General features: G+C 75.5%; 17 protein-coding genes. 7 read left to right on the top strand and 10 right to left on the bottom strand.

Annotation, left to right across the window (positions count from 1 at the left end; all coding sequences use genetic code 11):
• Positions 1-74 precede the first annotated feature (74 nt).
• The 3 genes from pdxR to AB0C36_RS30155 form a co-directional block, all read right to left on the bottom strand.
• Positions 75-1,532, bottom strand: coding sequence for a MocR-like pyridoxine biosynthesis transcription factor PdxR (gene pdxR, locus AB0C36_RS30165; protein WP_358360150.1), 1,458 nt, complete (start codon positions 1,530-1,532; stop codon positions 75-77).
• A gap of 74 nt (positions 1,533-1,606) precedes the next feature.
• The gene (locus tag AB0C36_RS30160; RefSeq protein ID WP_358360147.1) at positions 1,607-2,359 is read right to left on the bottom strand and encodes a leucine-rich repeat domain-containing protein; all 753 of its coding nucleotides are present in this window, start codon (positions 2,357-2,359) and stop codon (positions 1,607-1,609) included.
• Between the two features lie 332 nt (positions 2,360-2,691).
• A complete protein-coding gene (locus AB0C36_RS30155) occupies positions 2,692-3,612 on the bottom strand; it encodes a pirin family protein (RefSeq protein WP_358360144.1) in 921 nt (306 codons plus the stop codon).
• Positions 3,613-3,763: 151 nt separating this feature from the next.
• Between AB0C36_RS30155 and AB0C36_RS30150 the strand changes: the two genes are divergently transcribed.
• Positions 3,764-5,449 (top strand): alpha/beta hydrolase, encoded by a 1,686-nt coding sequence (locus AB0C36_RS30150; protein ID WP_358360141.1) that lies wholly within the window; start codon positions 3,764-3,766, stop codon positions 5,447-5,449.
• Between the two features lie 128 nt (positions 5,450-5,577).
• Here AB0C36_RS30150 and AB0C36_RS30145 read toward each other — a convergent pair whose 3' ends face one another.
• Positions 5,578-6,072 carry an anthrone oxygenase family protein gene (locus tag AB0C36_RS30145; RefSeq protein WP_358360138.1) on the bottom strand — a complete coding sequence of 165 codons (495 nt, stop codon included), beginning with the start codon at positions 6,070-6,072 and terminating at the stop codon, positions 5,578-5,580.
• Between the two features lie 300 nt (positions 6,073-6,372).
• On the opposite strand from AB0C36_RS30145, the gene AB0C36_RS30140 reads away from it, so the two are divergent.
• Complete coding sequence (locus AB0C36_RS30140) at positions 6,373-6,690, top strand: nuclear transport factor 2 family protein (protein ID WP_358360135.1); 318 nt, start codon at positions 6,373-6,375, stop codon at positions 6,688-6,690.
• A gap of 51 nt (positions 6,691-6,741) precedes the next feature.
• Here the strand turns inward: AB0C36_RS30140 and AB0C36_RS30135 are convergent, their stop codons facing one another.
• The gene (locus AB0C36_RS30135; RefSeq protein ID WP_358360132.1) at positions 6,742-7,455 is read right to left on the bottom strand and encodes an NAD(P)-dependent oxidoreductase; all 714 of its coding nucleotides are present in this window, start codon (positions 7,453-7,455) and stop codon (positions 6,742-6,744) included.
• A 108-nt stretch (positions 7,456-7,563) separates the two neighbouring features.
• Here AB0C36_RS30135 and AB0C36_RS30130 point away from each other — a divergent pair, with 108 nt between their 5' ends.
• Positions 7,564-8,043 (top strand): winged helix-turn-helix transcriptional regulator, encoded by a 480-nt coding sequence (locus AB0C36_RS30130; protein WP_358360129.1) that lies wholly within the window; start codon positions 7,564-7,566, stop codon positions 8,041-8,043.
• A 112-nt stretch (positions 8,044-8,155) separates the two neighbouring features.
• Here AB0C36_RS30130 and AB0C36_RS30125 read toward each other — a convergent pair whose 3' ends face one another.
• The gene (locus AB0C36_RS30125) at positions 8,156-9,682 is read right to left on the bottom strand and encodes an AlkA N-terminal domain-containing protein (protein ID WP_435839139.1); all 1,527 of its coding nucleotides are present in this window, start codon (positions 9,680-9,682) and stop codon (positions 8,156-8,158) included.
• 123 nt (positions 9,683-9,805) lie between these two features.
• Positions 9,806-10,714, bottom strand: coding sequence for an ABC transporter permease (locus AB0C36_RS30120; protein ID WP_358360127.1), 909 nt, complete (start codon positions 10,712-10,714; stop codon positions 9,806-9,808).
• Between the two features lie 526 nt (positions 10,715-11,240).
• On the opposite strand from AB0C36_RS30120, the gene AB0C36_RS30115 reads away from it, so the two are divergent.
• Complete coding sequence (locus tag AB0C36_RS30115; RefSeq protein ID WP_358360125.1) at positions 11,241-12,887, top strand: amidohydrolase; 1,647 nt, start codon at positions 11,241-11,243, stop codon at positions 12,885-12,887.
• A gap of 154 nt (positions 12,888-13,041) precedes the next feature.
• On the opposite strand, the gene AB0C36_RS30110 is transcribed toward AB0C36_RS30115, so the two are convergent.
• Positions 13,042-13,578 (bottom strand): helix-turn-helix domain-containing protein, encoded by a 537-nt coding sequence (locus tag AB0C36_RS30110; RefSeq protein ID WP_358360195.1) that lies wholly within the window; start codon positions 13,576-13,578, stop codon positions 13,042-13,044.
• A gap of 244 nt (positions 13,579-13,822) precedes the next feature.
• Between AB0C36_RS30110 and AB0C36_RS30105 the strand changes: the two genes are divergently transcribed.
• Both AB0C36_RS30105 and AB0C36_RS30100 read left to right on the top strand, forming a co-directional pair.
• A complete protein-coding gene (locus AB0C36_RS30105; RefSeq protein WP_358360122.1) occupies positions 13,823-14,743 on the top strand; it encodes an AzlC family ABC transporter permease in 921 nt (306 codons plus the stop codon).
• A complete protein-coding gene (locus AB0C36_RS30100) occupies positions 14,743-15,051 on the top strand; it encodes an AzlD domain-containing protein (protein ID WP_358360119.1) in 309 nt (102 codons plus the stop codon). Before AB0C36_RS30105 ends, AB0C36_RS30100 begins: the two co-directional genes overlap by 1 nt.
• 155 nt (positions 15,052-15,206) lie before the next feature.
• On the opposite strand, the gene yczE is transcribed toward AB0C36_RS30100, so the two are convergent.
• Positions 15,207-15,905, bottom strand: a complete 699-nt coding sequence (gene yczE / locus AB0C36_RS30095; RefSeq protein WP_358360193.1) for a membrane protein YczE — start codon at positions 15,903-15,905, stop codon at positions 15,207-15,209.
• A gap of 170 nt (positions 15,906-16,075) precedes the next feature.
• Here yczE and yczR point away from each other — a divergent pair, with 170 nt between their 5' ends.
• On the top strand, positions 16,076-17,569 hold the full coding sequence (gene yczR / locus AB0C36_RS30090) for a MocR-like transcription factor YczR (protein WP_358360115.1): 1,494 nt from the start codon (positions 16,076-16,078) through the stop codon (positions 17,567-17,569).
• A 76-nt stretch (positions 17,570-17,645) separates the two neighbouring features.
• On the opposite strand, the gene AB0C36_RS30085 is transcribed toward yczR, so the two are convergent.
• Positions 17,646-19,826, bottom strand: coding sequence for a protein kinase domain-containing protein (locus AB0C36_RS30085; RefSeq protein WP_358360112.1), 2,181 nt, complete (start codon positions 19,824-19,826; stop codon positions 17,646-17,648).
• Between the last annotated feature and the right edge of the window lie 185 nt (positions 19,827-20,011).

Here is a 20,011-nt window from a genome sequence, read left to right as displayed (position 1 = left end):
CGCCGAGGGACGCACGCCCGGGCGGCCTGGGCGATTGACTGGGCCAGGTTCGGGCGGGCCGGCAGGGTCAGGGCCTATGGGGTGGTGGGGGCCAGGAGGTTGGTCAGGGTGTCCAGGGCGCTGCGCCAGGTGTGTGGGGGCGGGGTGGCGTACCCGACGACGAGTGCGGCCGGGTGGGCGTCGGACGGCTCGTGCCAGTACCCCGCGGTGTGCAGGCCGTGCAGGACCAGTCCGGCGTGCCGTGCCGTATCCGTCAACCGCCGTTCCTCCTCGGCGGATTCGACCGGGACGAGGGTGTGCAGTCCCGCGGGGACGCCGCCCAGCGGGTGCGGGAGCCGGGCCGCGAGGTCCGCGCGGCGGCGCCGGTACGCCAGGCGCGCCTGCCGGATGTGCCGGTCGTAGTCGCCGCGTTCGAGGAGGTCGGCGAAGGCGAGCTGGTCGACGGCCGGGGGTTCCGCGCCGAGTTCGGCGACCGCGCGCAGCACCGGTTCGCGCAGTGCGGGCGGTACGGCCAGCCAGCCCAGGCGCATGCCGGGGGCCAGCGCCTTGCTGGCGCTTCCGGCGTACACGACGCGGTCGGGTGCGTGCGCCTGCATCGCGCCGACGGGTTGGCGGTCGTAGCGGAACTCGCCGTCGTAGTCGTCCTCGACGAGGTACAGGTGGCGGCGGCGGGCGAGGTCGAGGAACGCGGCGCGGCGGCGCGGGGCCAGGACCACGCCGCGGGGGTGCTGGTGGGCGGGGGTGAGCAGGGCGGCGCCGACGCCGTCGGCGAGGTCGTCCGGGTCGGCGCCCGCGTCGTCGACGCGCAGCGGCGCGACGTGCAGTCCGGCGGCGCGCAACAGGTCGCGGTGCCGGGCGAGGCCGGGGTCCTCGGCGGCGACGCGCCGGACTCCGGTGCCGTGCAAGGCGCGTCCGAGGACGGCGAGGGCGTGGGCGAACCCGGCGGTGATGACGACGGAGTCGGCGTCCGCGCGTACGCCTCGGGTGCGGGCGGTGTACGCGGCGACCGCCGCCCGCAGCCGGGGTTGCCCGGCCGGGTCCCCGTAGTCCCAGGCGCTGTCGGGGGCGGAGGCGAGCGCGCGGCGTACGGCGGAGGCCCAGCGCGTGCGCGGGAACGAGCTGAGGTCCGGGCGGCCGGGGCGCAGGTCGATCGAGGGACGGCCGGGTACGGGCGCGAGAGATGTCGCGTGCGGCGCGCCGCCCTGCACCACGCCTTGAAGTGCGTCGCGTGGCGAGCGGGGTTCGGGGCTTGTGGGCGGGAGCCCCGCGGGGAGTTCGGCGACGCGAGTGGCGGCTCCGGTGGTCCCGGTCAGCCACCCTTCGGCGATCAGGCAGCTGTACGCCTCGACGGCCGTGCCGCGGGCGATGCCGAGGTCGGCGGCGAGGGTGCGGGTGCCGGGGAGCCGGGTGCCGGCGGCGAGCCGGCCGGAGCGTACGGCGTCGCGCAGCGCCGCGGCCAGGGCGCGTCCGACGCCGGGCCCGCGGGTCACGTCGAGGTGCAGATCCAGCCCGGTTCCGTGTGTTTCGGCCATCCGCCGACCCTACGCGCGCCGCGGCACCTGCGGGCGGTCGGCGGGGGTGGGCGATGGAGTGGCCGCCGGGGTGGTCAGCGCAGGACCGCGCACCCGCGGCGTTCCAGGGTGTCGACGAGGTCGTGCGGTGCCGCGGAGGGGGCGTTCCAGCGCAGGTCGAGCTTCTCCAAGCGGGGGAGTTGGGCCACCCAGTCGGGCACATGGGTGATGTGGTTGGCCCGGAGGTCGAGGTGGCGCAGGCGGGGGAGGGCGGCGACGGCCGCGGGGACCTCGGTGAGGGCGTTGCCGCGCAGGTCCAGCTGCCGCAGGTCGGCGAGGTGCGCGGCGGACTCGGGGAGGTTGCTGAGGCGGTTGCCGCGCAGGTGCAGTTCCCGGAGGGCGCGGAGGCCGCCGAGGGTGGCCGGGAGGGTGGTGAGGCGGCAGTTCTCGGCGCGGAGTTCGACGAGCGAGGTCATGTGGCCGAGAGTGTCCGGGAGCCGGGTGAGGGGGTTGTCGCCGGCGTTGAGGTAGCGCAGGCGGTTCAGGTGGCCGAGCGTGTCGGGGAGTTCGCGCAGGCGGTTGTCGTGCACGTAGAGGAAGTCGGTCAGGGCGGGCAGGTCGCCGATGTCGTCCGGGAGACGGGTGAGCGTGTTGTGCCCGAGATCGAGGGTGCGGAGCGCCGTCATGCGGGCGAAGCCGGGCGGGACTTCGGTGAGATCGTTCTCGGCCAGGACGACGGTGGTCCAGTCGGTGCGCGCCCAAAGCGCCTCGGGGACGGCGCCGAGGCGGTGGCGCCACAGGTCCAGTACACGTACGGCAGCTCGGTCGTCGGCTCGTGTGTCACTCATGGTGGTGCGGGTCTCCGTGCGGTGCGTCGGCGCGGCCCGCAGGCAGCAGGCGGGTAGGTAGGTAGGCGGGCGGTGCGCTGTCGCCGCTGCGCCCAACGCTAGCGGGCGCCGGGCCGCGGACGGCGGCGGCGCCGGGTGCGGCGTGGCGGACGCGTGTGTGGGGCGTAGTACATGCGTGTTGGACCTACATGCGTGTGGGCGGTGCGTTGCGACGCACCGCCCACATCTGGCCGCCCTGTCGGCGCGTGACCGGGCCCGGTGATCCGGTCACGTGCTCAGGTCACGTGCTCAGGTCACGCGCGCGAACCACGAGCTCGGACTACGCAGTCGGATCAGTCGGTCGGGATCTCGCCGAACGCCCCTGCCTGCATGTCGGCGACCGCCTGCTCCAGTTCGCGGCGGGTGTTCATCACGAACGGCCCGTAGTGCGCGACCGGTTCGCGGACCGGTCGGCCCGTCCACAGCACGAACCGCAGCCCCTCGTCGCCGGCCTCGACGTCGAGCACGCCGTACGCCGGGCCACTCTCGCTCTCACTCCCGCTTGCGCCCGTCGCGGCCGGGGCCGTCGCGGGCTCGCCAGGCGCGAGATGGACGACCTGCCCCGCCTCGGCGGGGGTACGGTCCGGGCCGAAGCGGCCGGAGCCGGAGACGACGTACGCGAAGCCGTTCTGGTCCGCGGGGACCTCCTGCGGGTATCCGGCGCCCGGCTGAAGGACCGCGTCGGCCATGGTCACCGGGACGACGTTGACGGCCGGGCCGACCGCGTCGCCGGAGCGGCCGGAGAAGACGCGTACCTCGACCCCCTCCTCGCGGCGCACCGGCATCGCGTCGGCGCGCAGGTCCTGGTAGCGCGGCTCGTCCATCTTGTGTGCGGCGGGCAGGTTGATCCACAGCTGGAGCAGGTGGACGGGCTCGCCGCGGTACGCCTTCTCGGCGTGGAACAGGCCGCGTCCGGCGGTCATCCACTGCGCGTCGCCCGGCCCGAGGACGCCGTGTCCGCCGCGGTTGTCGCGGTGCTCGGCGCGGCCTTCGAGGACGAGCGTGACGGTCTCCTGGCCGCGGTGCGGATGCCAGTCGAACCCCACCGTGCTGAACCAGTCCTCGGCCAGCAGCAGGAACGGGTCGTGGCGCGCCGGCCTGCCGGGTTCGAGGACGAGGGCCTTGTTGTCGACCTGGGCGTCCGGGCCGACGATGCGACGGTCGGCCACCGCCGCCACCCGGCGCGCGGTCGGGGTCGGGGTCTGCGTGGTCATCGCGCCTCCATCTGCTCACGGACTCCATATTGTTGAACGATCAACATAACTGGGCTGTGGGTGCCGCTATTCCGCGGGGACGCTCGGCACCCCCGCCCCTCCGCACCCCGCCCCTCCCCGAACCACCAACCGTGTGATACCCCTTGGCCGCGTGAAAGCCGCCCGCGTCCCCGCGACCGCCCGCATAGCCGTCCCACTCGTCGCCGCCGCTCTCGTCGCGGCCGGATGCAGCTCCGACAACGGCCGCGCGACCGGCAACGCCGCCGACACCAAGCCCGCCGCCCCCTCCGCGGGTTCCTCCACCGGCCCCGGCAACGGCACAGGCGGCGCGGACAGCACCCCGGGCACCGGCACCGCAAGCGGGCAGCCGGACCCCGCCGCACCCCCGGCACCCGCGACCGCGGCCCCGCGCGGCGCCGCCGACCCCGCGCTCAAGGACTTCTACGCCCAAAAGCCCACCTGGAAGCCCTGCCCCGCCGACCCGATCCAGCGCGGCGCCGACCGCGGACTCCAGTGCGCCCGCCTGCGCGTCCCCCTCGACTACGCCGACCCCGCCGCCAAGACCACCGAGATCGCCGTCTACCGGATGCCCGCCACCGGCCCCGCGTCCGCACGCATCGGCAGCCTCGCGACCAACCCGGGCGGCCCCGGCAGCGGCGTACGCGACACCGTGGTCAACCTCGCCGACTCCAAGCCCACCCTCGCCGCGCGCTACGACATCGTCGGGTTCGACCCGCGCGGCACCGGCGACAGCACCCCCGTCGTGTGCGCCGACGGGCCCCTCATGGACCGCCTCCAGTCCATCGACCCCACCCCACGCGACGCCGCCGCCGTCGACGCGGCCGCCGCGGTCCTCAAGGACTTCGGCCGGAGCTGCGCCGCGCGCATGGGCGACCTGCTCCCGCACCTCGGGACCAGCGAGGCCGCCGACGACATGGACATACTGCGCGGCGTCCTCGGCGACGAACGCCTCAACTACATCGGCACCTCGTACGGCACCTACCTCGGCGCCCGCTACGCCGACCGGCACCCGGACCGCGTCGGCCGCTTCGTCCTGGACGGGCTCCTCGACCCCGCCTCCGACCGCACCGCACTCGCCCGCGAGCAGGCGCAGGGATTCGACGCCGCGTTCCGGGCGTTCGCGGCGGACTGCATCGGCAGGGCCGGCTGCCCGTTCACCGGCGACGCCGACGCCGCCGCCCGGCAGATGCGCGCCATGCTCGACAAGCTGAGCGACACCCCCGCCCGCGCCGGCGGGCGCACCCTCGACGAGGCCATGGCCTCGACCGTGGTCTGCGGCTACCTCTACCACCCCGCCCAGTGGCCCAGGCTGCGCACACTCGTCGCGGCACTCGCCCGCGGCGACGCCGCGCCGATGATCGGCGCGTTCGACTCCTACGCCGACCGCGGCGACGACGGCGCGTACGCGGACTCCTCCCTGGACGGCTACTTCGAGATCAACTGCGCCGACGGCCGCTTCCTCTCCGCCCAGGAGGCCGCCCGCCTGGGCCGCGAGATCACCGCGACCGCGCCGGTGCTCGGCCCGTCGGTGGTGTGGAGCTGGGCGGCGGACTGCGCAGCCCCCGGACCGGACCTGGCCACGCCGCTGGACGGCACGCGCCTGCCCGGGATGCTGCTGGTCAGCACCACCCGCGACCCCGCCACACCGCACGTCGCCGCACCCCGGGTCCGCGGGCAGCTGCCCGCCTCGCGGCTGGTGACGTACAACGGCGACGGCCACGTCGCGATCTACCGGCAGAACGCCTGCGTGGACCGCGCCGTCGACCGCCACCTCCTCGACGGGACGCTGCCCGGCGCGGACGTCCGCTGCGCCTGACCCGGCGCCGCCGCCCCGCGGAATCGGCTCTGCGGAACCGGCCCGCGGACCGCGCCTAGTCGATCAGGCCCTGTAGATCAGGCCCTGTAGATCAGCTCCGAAAGACCAGAGGGCCGGCCCCAGGGCGCTCAGGCGCCGGACCTGCCGGTCACCACGAGCGCGTACGCGAGCAGCCCGAACGCGGCCGTGTTCAGCACCACCCGCACCAGGTTGAAGGCGCGCCAGCGGTGCTCGTCGAACGCGGCGCGCGCGGCCGCGGTGTCGATCGCGTCGGGGTCGCCGGCCGCCTTGAGCGCGTCGTTCCGGGGCACGTTCACACCGCCGGTGATCACCACGGTCGCCAGATAGAGCACGAAGGCCGCCGCGATCCACGGCAGCGCGTCCTCGCCCAGGTGCAGCAGCCCCGCCAGCAGCGTGGTCAGCAGGGCGCCCACGAACCCGCCGCCGAGGAACACCGGGTTGATGATGGCGCGGTCCATCGCCTGGAACGCCCCGACGAACGTCCGGTCGTCGGTCTTCGCCAGCCCCGGCATGATCGCGTTCGCGTAGATCCCGAAAACACCCGCCATCATGCCCGTCGTCATCGTCGCCAGGATCAACGACGCCACTCTCAGCCCGTCCACGCTCCGCCTCCCGCCGCCCCGGTATCGGGGGTGTGCCCAAGGTGCCGCCCGGTGTGCGCCGGCGCCGCCGCGGCGGTCCGACACGGTGGAGCATGGCAGCTCGCCACCACCGGGTACGGGAGCGCGCTACGATCCGCAGGTCGTACGAGCGGGTGGGGGTCCGTGATGCGGAGCAGGGGTGGGCGAACGGCGGCCGGGCGCAACGGACTTCGGGCCGCGGCGCGGCCGACCGGGCCGGTGGCGGCACTATTGGGCGCGGCGTGCCTGGCGGCGTGCGTGTCGTGCGCCAAGGACGACATCTTGGACAGCGCCGTGCACGACCGCGCACGCGACTACCTGCGTACGGTCGCCGAGGGCGCCCCGCCGACCGCCTACTACGGCGACTGCGGCGGCCGGCGCAACGACAGCGCCCACGACGCGCTCGCCGACGAAGGCGCCGGATTCGGCTTCGCGCTCACCGGCTCCGTCGAGAGCGGCGACAGCGCCGACATCAACGTGAGCGTGACCGGCCGCGACGGCGCACCCACCTCCTACGTCCTGGACCTGCACCGGGAGAACGGCACCTGGTACGTGTGCGGCGTGGACGAAGGCAGCGTCGACCTCGGCGGAGCCGGCTGACCAGGCCGCACTGCCCGCTCTGGCCGCACTGGCCGAACGGCCCTGGCTTCGTCAGTCGGAGACCGCGACGACCGTGCGGTGGTGACGCGGGCGGGCGATCTCCTCCACGACGGCGAGGCCGAGGTCCGCGTACGAGATGTGCCCCTGGACGTCCACCTCCGCCGCGTGCACCGGCCGCGCGGTCCCGATGCGGTACGCGCCCGCGCGCCCCGCCTCGTCCAGCACCATCGGCGGGCACACCACGAGCCAGTCCAGGCCGTTCCCGGCCGCCGCGAACGTGTCGGCCGCGTCGGCGTGCCCACGCGCGAACTCCAGCCACTCCTCCGGGAATTCCGGCGCGTCCATGATGCGTACGCCCGGCGCTGTTTCGACGGTCGTCGCGATCCCCACGTGGACCAGCCGCGTGACACCGGCCTTCGCCAGGCCCTCGACGAGGGCGGCGGACGCCGCGCCGTAGAACGCGCGCGAACCGGTGTCCGGGGTGTAGACCGCGCTCACCGCCGCCGTGTGCCCGGCCGCGGCGCGGGCGACGTCGGCCGGGTCGGTGACGTCGCCGGCCACCACGGACACGTTCGCCCGCCCGGCCAGGTCCGCGTGGCGGGCGGGGTCGCGGACGACCGCGGTGACCGCGTACCCGCGTGCCACCGCCTCGGCGAGCACGGCCCGCCCGGCCCGGCCGCCCGCGCCGAACACCGCGATGCGGACCCCGCCCCCGCTGCTCCCGCTGTCCTCGCCGCCCGTGCCCGTCTCGTGGATTCCGCTCATGACACAGCTCCGCCCTGGTCTGCGCGGCGGGGCCGATCCCCGCCGCTGCCTGCAACGGTATGGATCGGATACTGGTTACTTCAACGAAACCGGACTAGCGTCGGACGCATGCCGAACCGCGCGGAACCGACCCCGAAGCAGCCGTCCCCGACCCCGGCGCCGACCCCGACGCCGATTCCGGCAGCGACGGAGCCGGCGTCCCCGGCACGCGCGCCGCTCACCGGCGACTTCTTCGACCCGGCATGCCCGCAGAGCGCGGTGCCGATCCGGATCGGCGAGAAGTGGGCCGGCATGGTCGTCGTCTGCCTGGCCGACGGACCGCGCCGGTTCTCCGAGCTGAAGGTGCCGCTGCGCGGGATCACCCCGAAGGTGCTCACCGAGACGCTGCGCGCGCTGGAGCGCGACGGCATGGTGACGCGCACCGCGTACAACGAGTCGCCGCCGCGCGTCGAGTACGCGCTCACCGACCTCGGCCGCACCCTGCTGGGCCCGATCCAGGCGTGCCGCGAGTGGGCGGCCGCGAACCTGCCCGCGCTGCTCGCGGCGCGGGAGGCGTACCTGAACGACCGCGAGCACGCGGCAGGCTGACGGCCGGTCAGATGGGGCTGGGTCGGACAGGGAACGTCAGGACAGGGCACGTCAGGACGGCGCACGTCAGGTGTGGCGGGCCGGCTGGGGACAGGTCGCGCTGCCTCAGGGGTCAGCCGCCGGACGGGCCGCCGTCCGTGCCGGACAGGTGCGTCCACAGGTGCATGGCTGCGTACGCGCGCCACGGCCGCCAGCCCTCGGCGCGCTCGGCGACCGCCGCCGCAGTGTCGTCGGCGCCGAGGTCGCGCAGGGCGTGGCGGACCCCCAGGTCGGTGAGCGGGATCGCGTCGGGGTCGCCGAGCGCGCGCATCGCGATGTACGAGGCAGTCCACGGCCCGATGCCCGGCAGCGCGAGGAGCGCGCGCTCGGTGTCGGCGCGGTCGGCGCCCGGGTCCAGGACGACGCCGCCGTCCGCGACCGCCGACGCGAGGGCGCGCAGCGCGCGGGTGCGGGAGCCGGTGAGGCCGATGCCCGAGAGGTCGTCGCCGGCGACCTGTTCGGCGCTGGGGAACATGTGGGTGAGGGTGCCGTCGGGGGCGGCGAGCGGGCAGCCGAGCTTGCGGACGAGGCGTTCGGCGAGCGTCCGCGCGCCCTTCACCGTCACCTGCTGGCCGAGGACCGCGCGGACCGCGAGTTCGAAGCCGTCCACATGGCCGGGCACGCGCAGCCCGGGGTTCTTGGCGACCAGCGGGCCGATCAGCGGGTCGGCGCCGAGGACGTCGTCGACGCCCTGCGGGTCGGCGTCCAGGTCGAACAGCCGGCGGGTGCGCTGCACGGCGGCGGTCAGGTCGCGCAGGTCCTCCAGGCGCAGGCGGAGTGTCGCGTACCCGGCGTCGGGGTGCGGAGTGACGGTCATGATGCCGGTGCGTCGCGGCAGGCGCAGACTGCGCCGGTACGAACGCGCGCCCGCGCCGCCGTCGCCCGCACCCTCGCGGCCGCGGTCGTTGGTGACGACCTCTTCCACGCCGCCGATCGCGCGGTCGGCGAGGAAGTCGAGCAGCGGGTCGTGGGAGAAGGGCCGGCGGTGCTGGAGCCGGAGGACTATGTCGCCCTCGCCGTCGGCACCAGGCCCCGCGGGGCGGTGTCGGCGGCGCAGTTCGGTGGGCGCGCAGCCGAACGCCTCCGCCATCGAGTCGTTGAACTGCCGCACGCTGGAGTAGCCGGCGGCGAACGCGATCTGGGTGATCGGCAGGTCGGTGGCCTCGATGAGCATGCGGGCGGTCTGCGCGCGGCGCATCCTCGCGAGAGCCAGCGGGCCGGTGCCGACCTCGCCGACCATCTGCCGGTGCAGGTGGCGCTCGGACACGGCGAGGCGGCGGGCCAGGGTGCCGACGCCGCCCTCGTCGACGACGCCGTCCGCGATCAGGCGCAGCGCGCGGCCGACGAGGTCGGCGCGGATGTCCCAGTCGGGCGATCCGGGGCTGGCCTCGGGCCGGCAGCGCTTGCAGGCGCGGAACCCGGCGGCCTGTGCGGCGGCCGCGGTGGTGAAGAAGGAGACGTTCTCGGGCTTGGGCGTGCGGGCCGGGCAGCTGGGACGGCAGTAGATGCCGGTGCTGGACACGGCCGTGTAGAAGCTGCCGTCGAAGCGGGCGTCGCGGCTGCTGATGGCCTGGTAGCGGGCGGTGAAGGTCTCGGGCACCCCTCCATGATGCGTCCCCCCGCCCGTGGTGACTGGCGGTTTTCGGACGCGACGGTGGGGGCGGCCGTGGGGAGCGCGGTGGCGGGTCGCGGCGGCGCCGCGGCGGGGCGGGCGGGCGCGGGCTCAGCCGCGGTTGTACAGCCGCATGCTGAGGGTGCCGAAGACGGCGACGAAGCCGGCCGCGTACAGCAGTGTCCAGCCGGTCTCGGGGCTGCCGAAGTCGCCTGCCACGAGGTCGCGGACCGCGCTGACGAGGTGGGCGATCGGGTTGGCGTCGACGAAGGCCTGGAGCCAGCCGGGCATGGTCTCGGGCTCGACGAAGATGTTGCTGAGGAACGTCGCCGGGAACAGCACCATCATCGCGGTGCCGGCGACGGCTTTCTCGCTGCGCATGAGCAGGCCGAGCGTCGTCCACACCCACGAGAACGCGAACGCGAACACCAGCACGAGCGCGACCGCCGCCAGCACGCCGGGCACGCCGCCGTCTGGACGGAAGCCCAGCACCAGGCCGGTCAGGAGGATCATCGTGGCGGCCAGCAGGTAGCGGAGCAGGTCGCCGACGAGCATCCCGACCAGGACCGCGGGACGCCAGACCGGCAGCGTACGGAAGCGGTCGAAGACCCCGTTGGCAATGTCGCGGTTGAGCGCGAGGCCGGTGCCCATGGTCGTCATCACGATGCTCTGCACGAGGACGCCCGGCACGACGTACTGCAGGTACTCGTCGGTGGAGCCGGCCAGCGCGCCGCCGAAGAGGTACGTGAACATCAGGGTCATCATCAGCGGGAACGCGGTCACCTCCAGCAGGTGCGTGGTGGCCGGCCGCGTCTTGAGCACGGCCCGCCACGCGAACACCGCGGACGCGGCCACCGGGGTGGGACGCCGGGGCCGCTCGCGGGCGGCGAACAATCCGGCGATGTCCTGCACCGCGACGGGCGGGTGGCGGCGCGGGTCGTCCGCGTCGAGGCCGGCGCCCGGGGTGACGGCGGCCGGTGCGCCGTTCGGGGACGCGGGTGCGGCGGCTGGGCTGCTCATGGTCGGATTCCTCCTCGCTGGGGCGCGCCGCGGCCCTGGTGCCGGGGGCTCCGGCGCAGGTCGCGCGGGTCGGCGCGTCTTCCTTCACGCGTCTTCCTTCACGCGTCTTCCTTCACGCGTCTTCCTTCACGCGTCTTCTTTCGCGGGTCGCCTTTGCGAACCGGGCGACGCTCGACCTAGGGGCGCGAGTCGGCGTCGCGCGTGCGCGAGACCGGGCCGCGGCGCGGGCGCGGGAAGCGAGATCGGATCTCGCGGGCGGGGCGAGCGGCGGCCTCCTACGCCCGCCTCTGCCTCGCGTGGCGGCTCGGCGGCTCGGCGCCTCGGTGGGTCCGCGGCTCGGTGGGTCCGCGGCTCCGTGGGTCCGTGGGCCGGCAGGTTCGCGCGGGTACGGCCGCCGGGTGTCCGCCGGAGCGCCACCCCCTGAACGGCCGCTTCTCGTACGCGTGCTCGAACGCGCCCGGCGCCGTCTCGCACGCACGGGTGACCACCGGCACGCCGCGTTCCGGCGACCCGGCAGACTGGGCCCATGACCGTGATCCTGCTGCGCAACGGCAACGTCTACAGCCCTGCCGACCCCTTCGCCACCGCCCTCGTCGTCGAGGACGGCACCGTCGCGTGGATCGGCGCGGAGGGCGCCGCCGAGGCGCACGTGTCGTCGGCCGACGAGGTCGTCGACCTCGACGGAGCGCTGGTGACCCCGGCGTTCGTGGACTCCCACGTGCACGCGACGGCGACGGGGCTCGCCCTGACCGGCCTCGACCTGCGCCCCTCCGGCGCGGACGGCGGCCCCTTGGCGGACGGCGCTGAAGGCGCCGCCGGAGCGGACGGACTGGACCGGATCGCGGAGTTCGCGGCGCGGCTCGGCGACGGCGACGTGCTGCTCGGCCAGGGGTGGGACGAGCCGTCCTTCCGCGGCGGCATCCCGGACACCGCGGCGCTGGACCGGGCGGTCGGCGGGCGGCAGGCCTACCTGTCGCGGATCGACGTGCACTCGGCGCTGGCGTCGTCGGCGCTGCGGGCGGCGGTCCCGGGGCTGGCCGGCCTGGACGGGTACGACCCGGCGGGGCCGCTGACCGGTGCGGCGCACCACGCCGTACGCGCGGCGGCGCACGCGGCGCTCACCCCGGCGCGGCGCACCGAGGCGCAGCGGGCGGCGCGCGAGCGGGCCGCGGCGCTCGGCATCGGGACACTCGTGGAGTGCGCGGGTCCGGAGATCGCGGGTGCGGACGACCTGGCGCTGCTGCTGAAGCTGGCCGCGGAGGAGGCCGGTCCGGAGGTGGTGGCGTACTGGGGCGAGGCGGTCGATTCCGCGGATGCGGCGCGGGAGTTGGCGGCGCGGCACGGGGCGCACGGGCTGGGCGGGGACCTGTTCGCGGACGGGTCGATCGGGTCGCACACGGCATGCCTGCACGCCGCGTACGCCGACCGGTCCGGGGTCGTGGGCCTGGCGCACCTGGGTGCGGAGCGGATCGCGGCGCATCTGGCGGCGTGCACGGAGGCGGGTGTGCAGGCCGGGTTCCACGCGATCGGCGACGCGGCGGTGGACGCCGTGGTGGCGGGCGCGCGGGCGGCGGCGGAACGGTACGGGGCGGGCGCCGTACGGGCGTTGCGGCACCGTGTCGAGCACGCGGAGCTGATCGGCGCGGACGCGGTGGCGGCGTTCGCGGAACTGGGCCTGGTGGCGTCGGTGCAGCCAGGGTTCGACGCGGCGTGGGGCGGCACGGAGGGGATGTACGTGCGGCGGCTGGGCGCGGAGCGCGCCGCGCGGATGAACCCGTTCGCGACGCTGAACCGCGCGGGTGTGCCGCTGGCGTTCGGGTCGGATTCCCCGGTGACGCCGCTGGACCCGTGGGGGACGGTGCGGGCGGCGGCGTTCCACCGCACGGCGGGGGAGCGGATCTCGGTGCGGGCGGCGTTCAACGCGCACACGCGCGGCGGGCACCGGGCACTGGGGCGGGACGACGAAGGGGTGCTGGTGCCGGGGGCGCCGGCGACGTACGCGGTGTGGCGTACCGGCGAGTTGACGGTGCAGGCCCCGGACTCGCGGCTGTCGGCGTGGTCGACGGATCCGAGCTCGGGCACGCCCGGGCTGCCGGACCTGACGCCGGGGGAGCCGCTGCCGGTGTGCGTGCGCACGGTGGTGCGGGGCGTGGTGGTGTACACCGCGGACTGACCACGTGCGCCCGGGCGTTCGCCGAGTAGCCGTGAGCTGGTGCCGAGCCGAACCGCCGTTCACAAAGCGCCGGTACGCCCCGCCCGGACGCCGCTCCGGGCGGGGCGTACCCGCGTCCGGCCGCCGCCGGGCGCGGGCCGTGCGGCGGCGTCGGTCAGACGTGTTCCATGACGATGACCGCGCTGGTGCCCGGTTCGAGGGCGCGGAAGACGTGGGGCGCGTCGCCTGGATAGGTGACGTAGTCGCCCGGCCCCAGTTCGACGGGGTCGTCGGCGGGGCCGACGAGGGCGCGCCCGGTGCCGATGACGACGTGTTCGACGCTGCCGGGGTTGTGGGGTTGGGACGTGCGGGGCTCGCCGGGCTGCGCGTCGATGCGGAAGATGTCGCGTCGGGCGTGCGGCGGGCAGGAGGCGAGCAGCGTCGCGGCGTAGTCGGCGCGTTCGGAGTAGGTGATCTGCCCTTCGCCCGCGCGGATGACCCGCACCTGGGGCTTGGGCGGGTCGACGAGGCGGCTGAACGGCACGCCGAGGGCGACGCCGAGTGCCCACAGGATCTCGACGCTGGGGTTTCCGGAGCCGGACTCCAGTTGGGAGAGCGTCGACTTGGCGATGCCGGCGCGGCGGGCGAGTTCGGTGAGGGACACTCCGGCGCGCTCGCGCTCGCGGCGTACCGAGGCGGCGATCTGCGCCACGACGTCGACGCCAGGCAGGGCGCCGCCGTCACGCCGGCCCGCGTTCGGGGGCCGGCCTCCGCTGACGGCTCCGCCGGCGCCTGCGGCGACCGCGTCGGCAGCCGGCTCGGCCGGGGCCGTCCCGGACAGGGCGGCGGTGTCGGGCGGGACGGCGGCGTCCTTCCCCGGTTTCCCCATGCGTTCGCTCCAGAAGTCTTCTTGTTCGCCTTGACGAACGGCAGCGCGTGTGTTCATCCTACGGGACATGCGTTCGATATGGCGAACACTCGATCGCGGCACCGCCCGCGACATCGCCCTGGTCTGCCTCGCCGACGCGCTCGTGGGGGCGTCCTTCGGCGCGATCGCCGTGTCCGGCGGGCTCGACTGGTGGGTGCCCGTCCTGATGTCCCTCATCGTCTTCGCGGGCGGCGCGCAGTTCGCCGCCATCGGCGTCGTCCTGTCCGGCGGCAGCGCGGCCGCCGCCGTCGCCACCGGCCTGGTCCTCAACGCGCGGCTGCTCCCCTTCGGCTTCACCGTCGCCGACACCCTCGGCCGCCGCGCCTGGACCCGCGCCCTCGGCGCCCACCTCACCACCGACGAAAGCGTCGCCTTCGTCCTGCGCCACCGCGACCCCGCGCGCCGCCGCGCCGCGTTCTGGGCCTGCGGCCTCGCCCTGTTCGTCGCCTGGAACCTGTCCGTCGTGGCCGGGGCCGCCGCGGGCAGCGCGATCGGCGACACCGACGCCCTGGGCCTGGACGCCGCCTTCCCCGCAGTCCTGCTCGCCCTCATCTGGCCCACGCTCGCCGCCGAACCCACCACCCGCAACGCCGCCCTCCTCGGCGCCGGGGTCGCGGTCGCCGCCACTCCGTTCCTCCCCGCGGGCGTCCCCGTGCTCCTCGCCCTCACCGGCCTTGCTATCGCCGTACACCGCCCCCGCGCCCTCACGCGCAACCCGGAGAGCGCCCCCGCACCCGACTCGGCACCCGACTCGGCGTCCGAACCCGACGGCGGCGTCGGCATCGGGGCCGATCACGAACCCGCGCGCAGCGGCAGTGGCGACGGCCCGGCGGACGCGCCCGCCGCACCACACGGAGCAGCACTCGCTCCGTCCGCACGCGCCGCCCCCAAAGCCGGGCCCGCCCCCCACACAGCCCGCCCTGACTCCCCTGAGGAGACCCGCCCGTGATGCCCCTCCTCGCCATCGCCGCCCTGGCCGCCGGAACCTTCGCGTTCCGCCTGGCAGGCCCCCTCCTGCACGAACGCGTACGCGTCCCCGGCGAGGCGCAGCGCCTCCTCGCCGTCGCCGCGACCGTGCTGCTCACCGCCCTCGTCGTCGCCGCCGCGTTCACCCAGGGACACGGCTTCGCCGGCTGGGCGCGCCCGGCGGGCGTCGCCGTCGCCGCACTGCTCGTCCTCCGCAATGCCCCGTTCCCCGTCGTGGTCGTCGCCGCCGCCGGGACCACCGCCCTCCTCCGCCTCGCGGGCGTCGAGTAGGCGGCCGGCGGGTCAGCCGCCACGGACGACAGCGGGCCCGGAAGCGCCACCACGGCACCTCCGGGCCCACCCCCGACGGAACGTTCGAACTCCCGCGCCCCGCCCCGGCAGAGAGCCTCACCTCCACCCCCGGCGCGCCGCGCGGAGGGCCCAGGTCACGCCGAGGTCGGCACGTGCTCGGGGCCACCCGGCACAGGGGAGTCCGCCGCAAGCGCCCGCCCGGCCGCGCGGCCAGAGTCGGAGTCGGAGTCGGAGCCGGGTTCGGACGCGGCCACCTGCCCAGCCACCAGCCCAACCCCCGGCTCGGTCTCCACGTCGGTCTTGCCCGCGGCGCGCTCGGGAACGGTGAACAGCGGCAGGAAGATCTGCACCAACGGGCCGATGCCGAGCGCGTACACGACCGTCCCCACGCCCACCGAGCCGCCCAGCACCAGGCCGACCGCCAGGACCGTGACCTCGATGCAGGTGCGCACCAGCCGCACCGAGCGGCCGGTCCGACGCACCAGGCCGGTCATCAGCCCGTCGCGCGGCCCCGGTCCCAGGCGCGCACCGATGTACGCGCCGCCCGCGACCGCGTTGAGCACGACCGACGCGAGCATGAACACGACCTGCCAGGCCAGCCCGTCCGCCTCGGGCAGCACCCGCAGCGACGCGTCCACCGACACGCCGATCACCACGACGTTGGAGACCGTGCCCAGGCCCGGTCGCTGCCGCAACGGCCACCACAGCAGCAGGACCGCCGCGCCGACCACCGCGGTGACCGCGCCGAAGCTGAGCGGCGTACGCTCCTGCAGTCCCTGGTGGAACACGTCCCAAGGGTCCAGGCCGAGCCCGGCGCGCAGCATGAGGGCCATGCTGAAGCCGTACAGCGCCAGACCGGCGTACAGCTGTATCAGCCGCCGCCCCCAATAGCAGTCCACCGGATCCGCCCTCCTGCAGAACAGGCTCCCCAAAAAGAGCCACTGATGCGAGAATGGCGACAACTGGATCCCGGATCCATGGCCAATTGCCCAGGAGTGGACTGATGACTGCCCAGCACCTCACCGTCAGCAGCGCCCGCCTGGCCGATCTACTCCACCCCTGGCAGCACCCCGCGGGCCCGGCCGCCGGCGGCCCGCACACCCCCGCGTACAAGGCACTCGCCGACCGCATCCGCTCCCTCGTCCTCGACGGCCGCGTCCCGCTCACCGCGCGCCTGCCCGCCGAACGCGGCCTCGCCGACCGGCTCAGCGTCTCCCGCACCACCGTCGCCGCCGCGTACGACATTCTGCGCACCGACGGCTACCTCGTCTCCCGCCGCGGCTCCGGCTCCTGGACCGCGCTGCCCACCCACCGGCCCGACCCGCCCACCCGCGCGCTCGTGCCCAGCTCCGTCACCGGCACCATCGACCTCGGCGTCGCCGCCCTCCCCGGCCCCGGCCGCGCCCTGGACCGCGCGGTCGCCGACGCCGTCGACGCGCTCCCCGCGTACACCACCGCACACGGCTACCACCCGGCCGGACTCCCCATCCTCCGCGAGACCATCGCCGACCGCTACACCCGCCGCGGCGCCCCCACCACGCCCGACCAGATCATCGTCACCAACGGCGCGCTGTCCGCCTGGGTGCTCCTGCTGCGCACCCTCCTGCACGCCGGCGACCGCGTCGCCGTCGAATCACCCACCTACGCCAACGCCCTGGAATCGGTGCGCGGCGAAGGGGGCCGCCCCGTCCCCGTGCCGATGGCCGACGACGGCTGGGACCTCGCCGCCTGGCAGGACGCGCTGCGCGCCGCCAACCCCCGACTCGCGTACGTCATCCCCGACTACCAGAACCCCACCGGCCACCTCGCCGACACCCCGACCCGCCGCCACCTCATCAACCTCGCCCGCGCCACCGGAACCACCCTCGTCGTCGACGAGACCTGCGCCGACCTCGCCCTCGACATCTCCCTGGACGAACGCCCGGCACCCGTCGCCGCCCACGACCGCAGCGGCACCGTGGTCACCCTCGGCTCCGCCTCCAAGTCCTTCTGGGGCGGCCTGCGCATCGGCTGGATCCGCGGCACCCCCGACCTGGTGCGCCGCCTCGCCACCACCCGCGCCGGCCTCGACGTCGCCGCGCCCGTGCTCGACCAGCTCGTCCTGCACCACCTGATCGCCGACCACGCCGACGCCATACTCGCCGAACGCCTGCCCGGCATCCGCGCCGCCCGCGACTCCCTCGCCGCCATGCTGCGCACCCACCTGCCCGACTGGACGTTCGCGCTCCCGCCGGGCGGCCTGTCGCTGTGGGCGCACACCGACACCCTGTCGACCACCGTCCTCGCCGAGGCCGCCGCCCGCCACGGCCTGCGCCTCGCCCCCGGCACCCTGTTCAGCACCACCGGCGCGTTCGAACGCCACGTACGCCTGCCCTACACCCTCGACGAGCCCACCCTTGCCGAAGCGGTACGCCGCCTCGCCCTCGCCGCCGCCGAAACCGGCCGCGCCCGCCCCGACGCCGGCCTCACCGCCTCCTTCGCCGGCTGCGTGGCCTGACCGCGGGCCCCGACGCCGGCGTCGCCCCGGACGCCCCCGCGACGCCGCGTCGTCCGGGGCCGTCGGCCCGGTCGGCTCAGTACCTGGGGGTGAAGTCGAGGGCGTACAACTTCTTGTCCAGGCTCGCGACGTAGGCGGCGTCCTGCGTGACGGCCGGCGCGGCGTAGACCGCCCCGTGGGTCCGGAAGCTCCAACTCAGGGTGCCCCGGGTCATCTCGATCCCGTAGAGCCTCCCGTCTCCGCAGCCGATGTGGACGCGGCCGTGGGCGAGCGCCGGGGCTCCGACCAGATCCGGGGCCGCGAACGTCCAGCGCGGGGTCCCGGTGCTGCGGTTGACGGCGTGCACGACGTTCTCGCCGCCGACGACGAGGACGTCGCCCTCGAGGGCGGGGGAGTCCGCGGGCGCACCGGCGGAGTAGGCCCAGCGCTGGGTACCTGCGGCGGCGTCGATCGCGTACACGTTGGTGTCGTAGCTCGCCGCGTACACCGTGCCCTCGGTGACCACCACCGCGGTCCGCACCGCGCCGCCGGTCCGGAACGCCCACCGCCGGCTGCCGGTGGCGGCGTCGATCGCGTACACATTGCCGTCCATGCAGCCGGTGTAGACCACGCCGTCCACCACCGTGGGCCGGCCGTAGAACGCTCCCGCGGCGGCGAAGGTCCAGAGCTCCCGGCCGCCGCGCGCGTCCACGGCGTGGAAGCGCGCGATGTAGCCGGTGCTGCCCTGGCCGGGCGGCTCGAGCCCCCCGCCGACGTAGCAGACCCCGTCGGCCACGGTCGGGGCCCCGCCGACCGCCGACACCGGGTACGACCACAGCGCGGCCCCGGTCGAGGCGTCGACGGCGTGCAGCGCCCCCGACCCGCTTCCGTCGACCTTGCCGCTGCGGACGTACGCGATCTCCCCGCTCGTCGTGGGCCGGGAAATCTCGTCGCCGCCGGTCCGATGGACCCAGCGCCGGGAACCCGACGCCGCGTGGACCGCATAGAGGTTACCGTCGTCGCTGGCGACGTAGACCACGCTCCCGTCCGCCACCGGAGCCGCCGCGACGCCACCGCCGGTGACGAACTCCCACTTCGTCGGCGGCGCGTCGGAGTCGGCGGCCCCCGCCCCCCACGGGTAGGTCGCCGCGGCGGTGCCGGCGGCCGCCGCCGCGCCGAGGCCCAGCAGCACCGCCGAACGACGCGAGAGCCCGCGTCGCCGTGCCGGCTCGCCCACGGGCGCGAAGTCGTCCCAGCGGGCATCGTCCGGGTCGGCGACCGTACGGGTGGGCTCCAGACCCGCAGCGGGCCGGGCGCCTTGCGCGGCGCCGGAACCGTCCGCACCGGAACCGGCCGCAGCCGCCGCGTCGCCTGCGTGCCCCGGCAGCGTGGCCGCGCACGCGGCCGCCGCCCGGCCGGGCCGCCGGGACGGAACCTCGTCGAGGGGTAGGGCCCTCAGCCGCCGCCACACCTCGTGCGCGGACGCGGGGCGCAGCCCGGGGTCCTTGGCGAGCAACTGCGCGGCCAACTCCGCCACGCCCGGCGGCAGATCCGCGCGGTGGACGCCGAGCGGGACCGGTTCCTGGCGCAGGTGCGCGTACATGAGCGCCATCGGGTCCGGCGCCGTGAACGGCGGTCGGCCGCAGATGAGTTCGTACAGCATGCAGCCCAGCGCGTACAGGTCCACCCGCCCGTCGCCCGACTCGCCGGAGAAGCGCTCGGGGGCGATGTACGCCGGGGTGCCGACGATCCGGCTCGACCGGGTCGCGGCCGCCGTGTACCGCGCGATCCCGAAGTCGACGACCTTGATCGTGCCCTGGGGTGTCAGCAGCACGTTCGCGGGCTTCAGGTCGCGGTGCACGATGCCCGCGTCGTGCGCGGCGGCCAGCGCGTCGGCGCACTGCGCCGACCACTCGACCGCGTCGCGCACCGCGGGCATGCCGTCCTCGTGCAGCACGCGCGCCAGGTCCCGCCCGGCGACCAGCTCCATGACCACGAACACCGTGCCGTCCGGCTCACGCCCCAGGTCGTGGACGGTGACGATCCCGGGGTGACTGAGCGCCCCCGCGGTCCGCGCCTCCCGTAAGAGCCCCTGCGGGTCGCCGCCGCCCGACGGCAGGACCTTCACCGCCACCCGCCGCGCGATACGGGCGTCGACCGCGGCCCACACCTCCCCCATACCGCCCCGACCCAGCAACTCCTCGAGCTGATAACGCCCGGCCAACACACGCCCGCCCGCCAAACCCGCCCCCGAAAACTCGTCCGCTCGCCCGCACATCCCGTGCCGGAGCCACCGCACAGCGGCAACGCCCGGACCAGGCCGACCCACCGACCCTAGGCCCTGTCTTCAAATTGTCGCCGGGCCCGCGGGCCGTGGCACGCACGCTCGCCGCGTTGCGGACCTTGCCGCCGGGCCTGGCGGCCCGCCCAAGCCAAACCCAGGCCCAGCTGCGGCCCCCGCCA

It is taken from the genome of Streptodolium elevatio (assembly GCF_040649515.1).
Taxonomy (GTDB): Bacteria; Actinomycetota; Actinomycetes; order Streptomycetales; family Streptomycetaceae; genus Yinghuangia; species Yinghuangia elevatio.
This window is presented reverse-complemented; position numbering and strand designations above follow the sequence as displayed.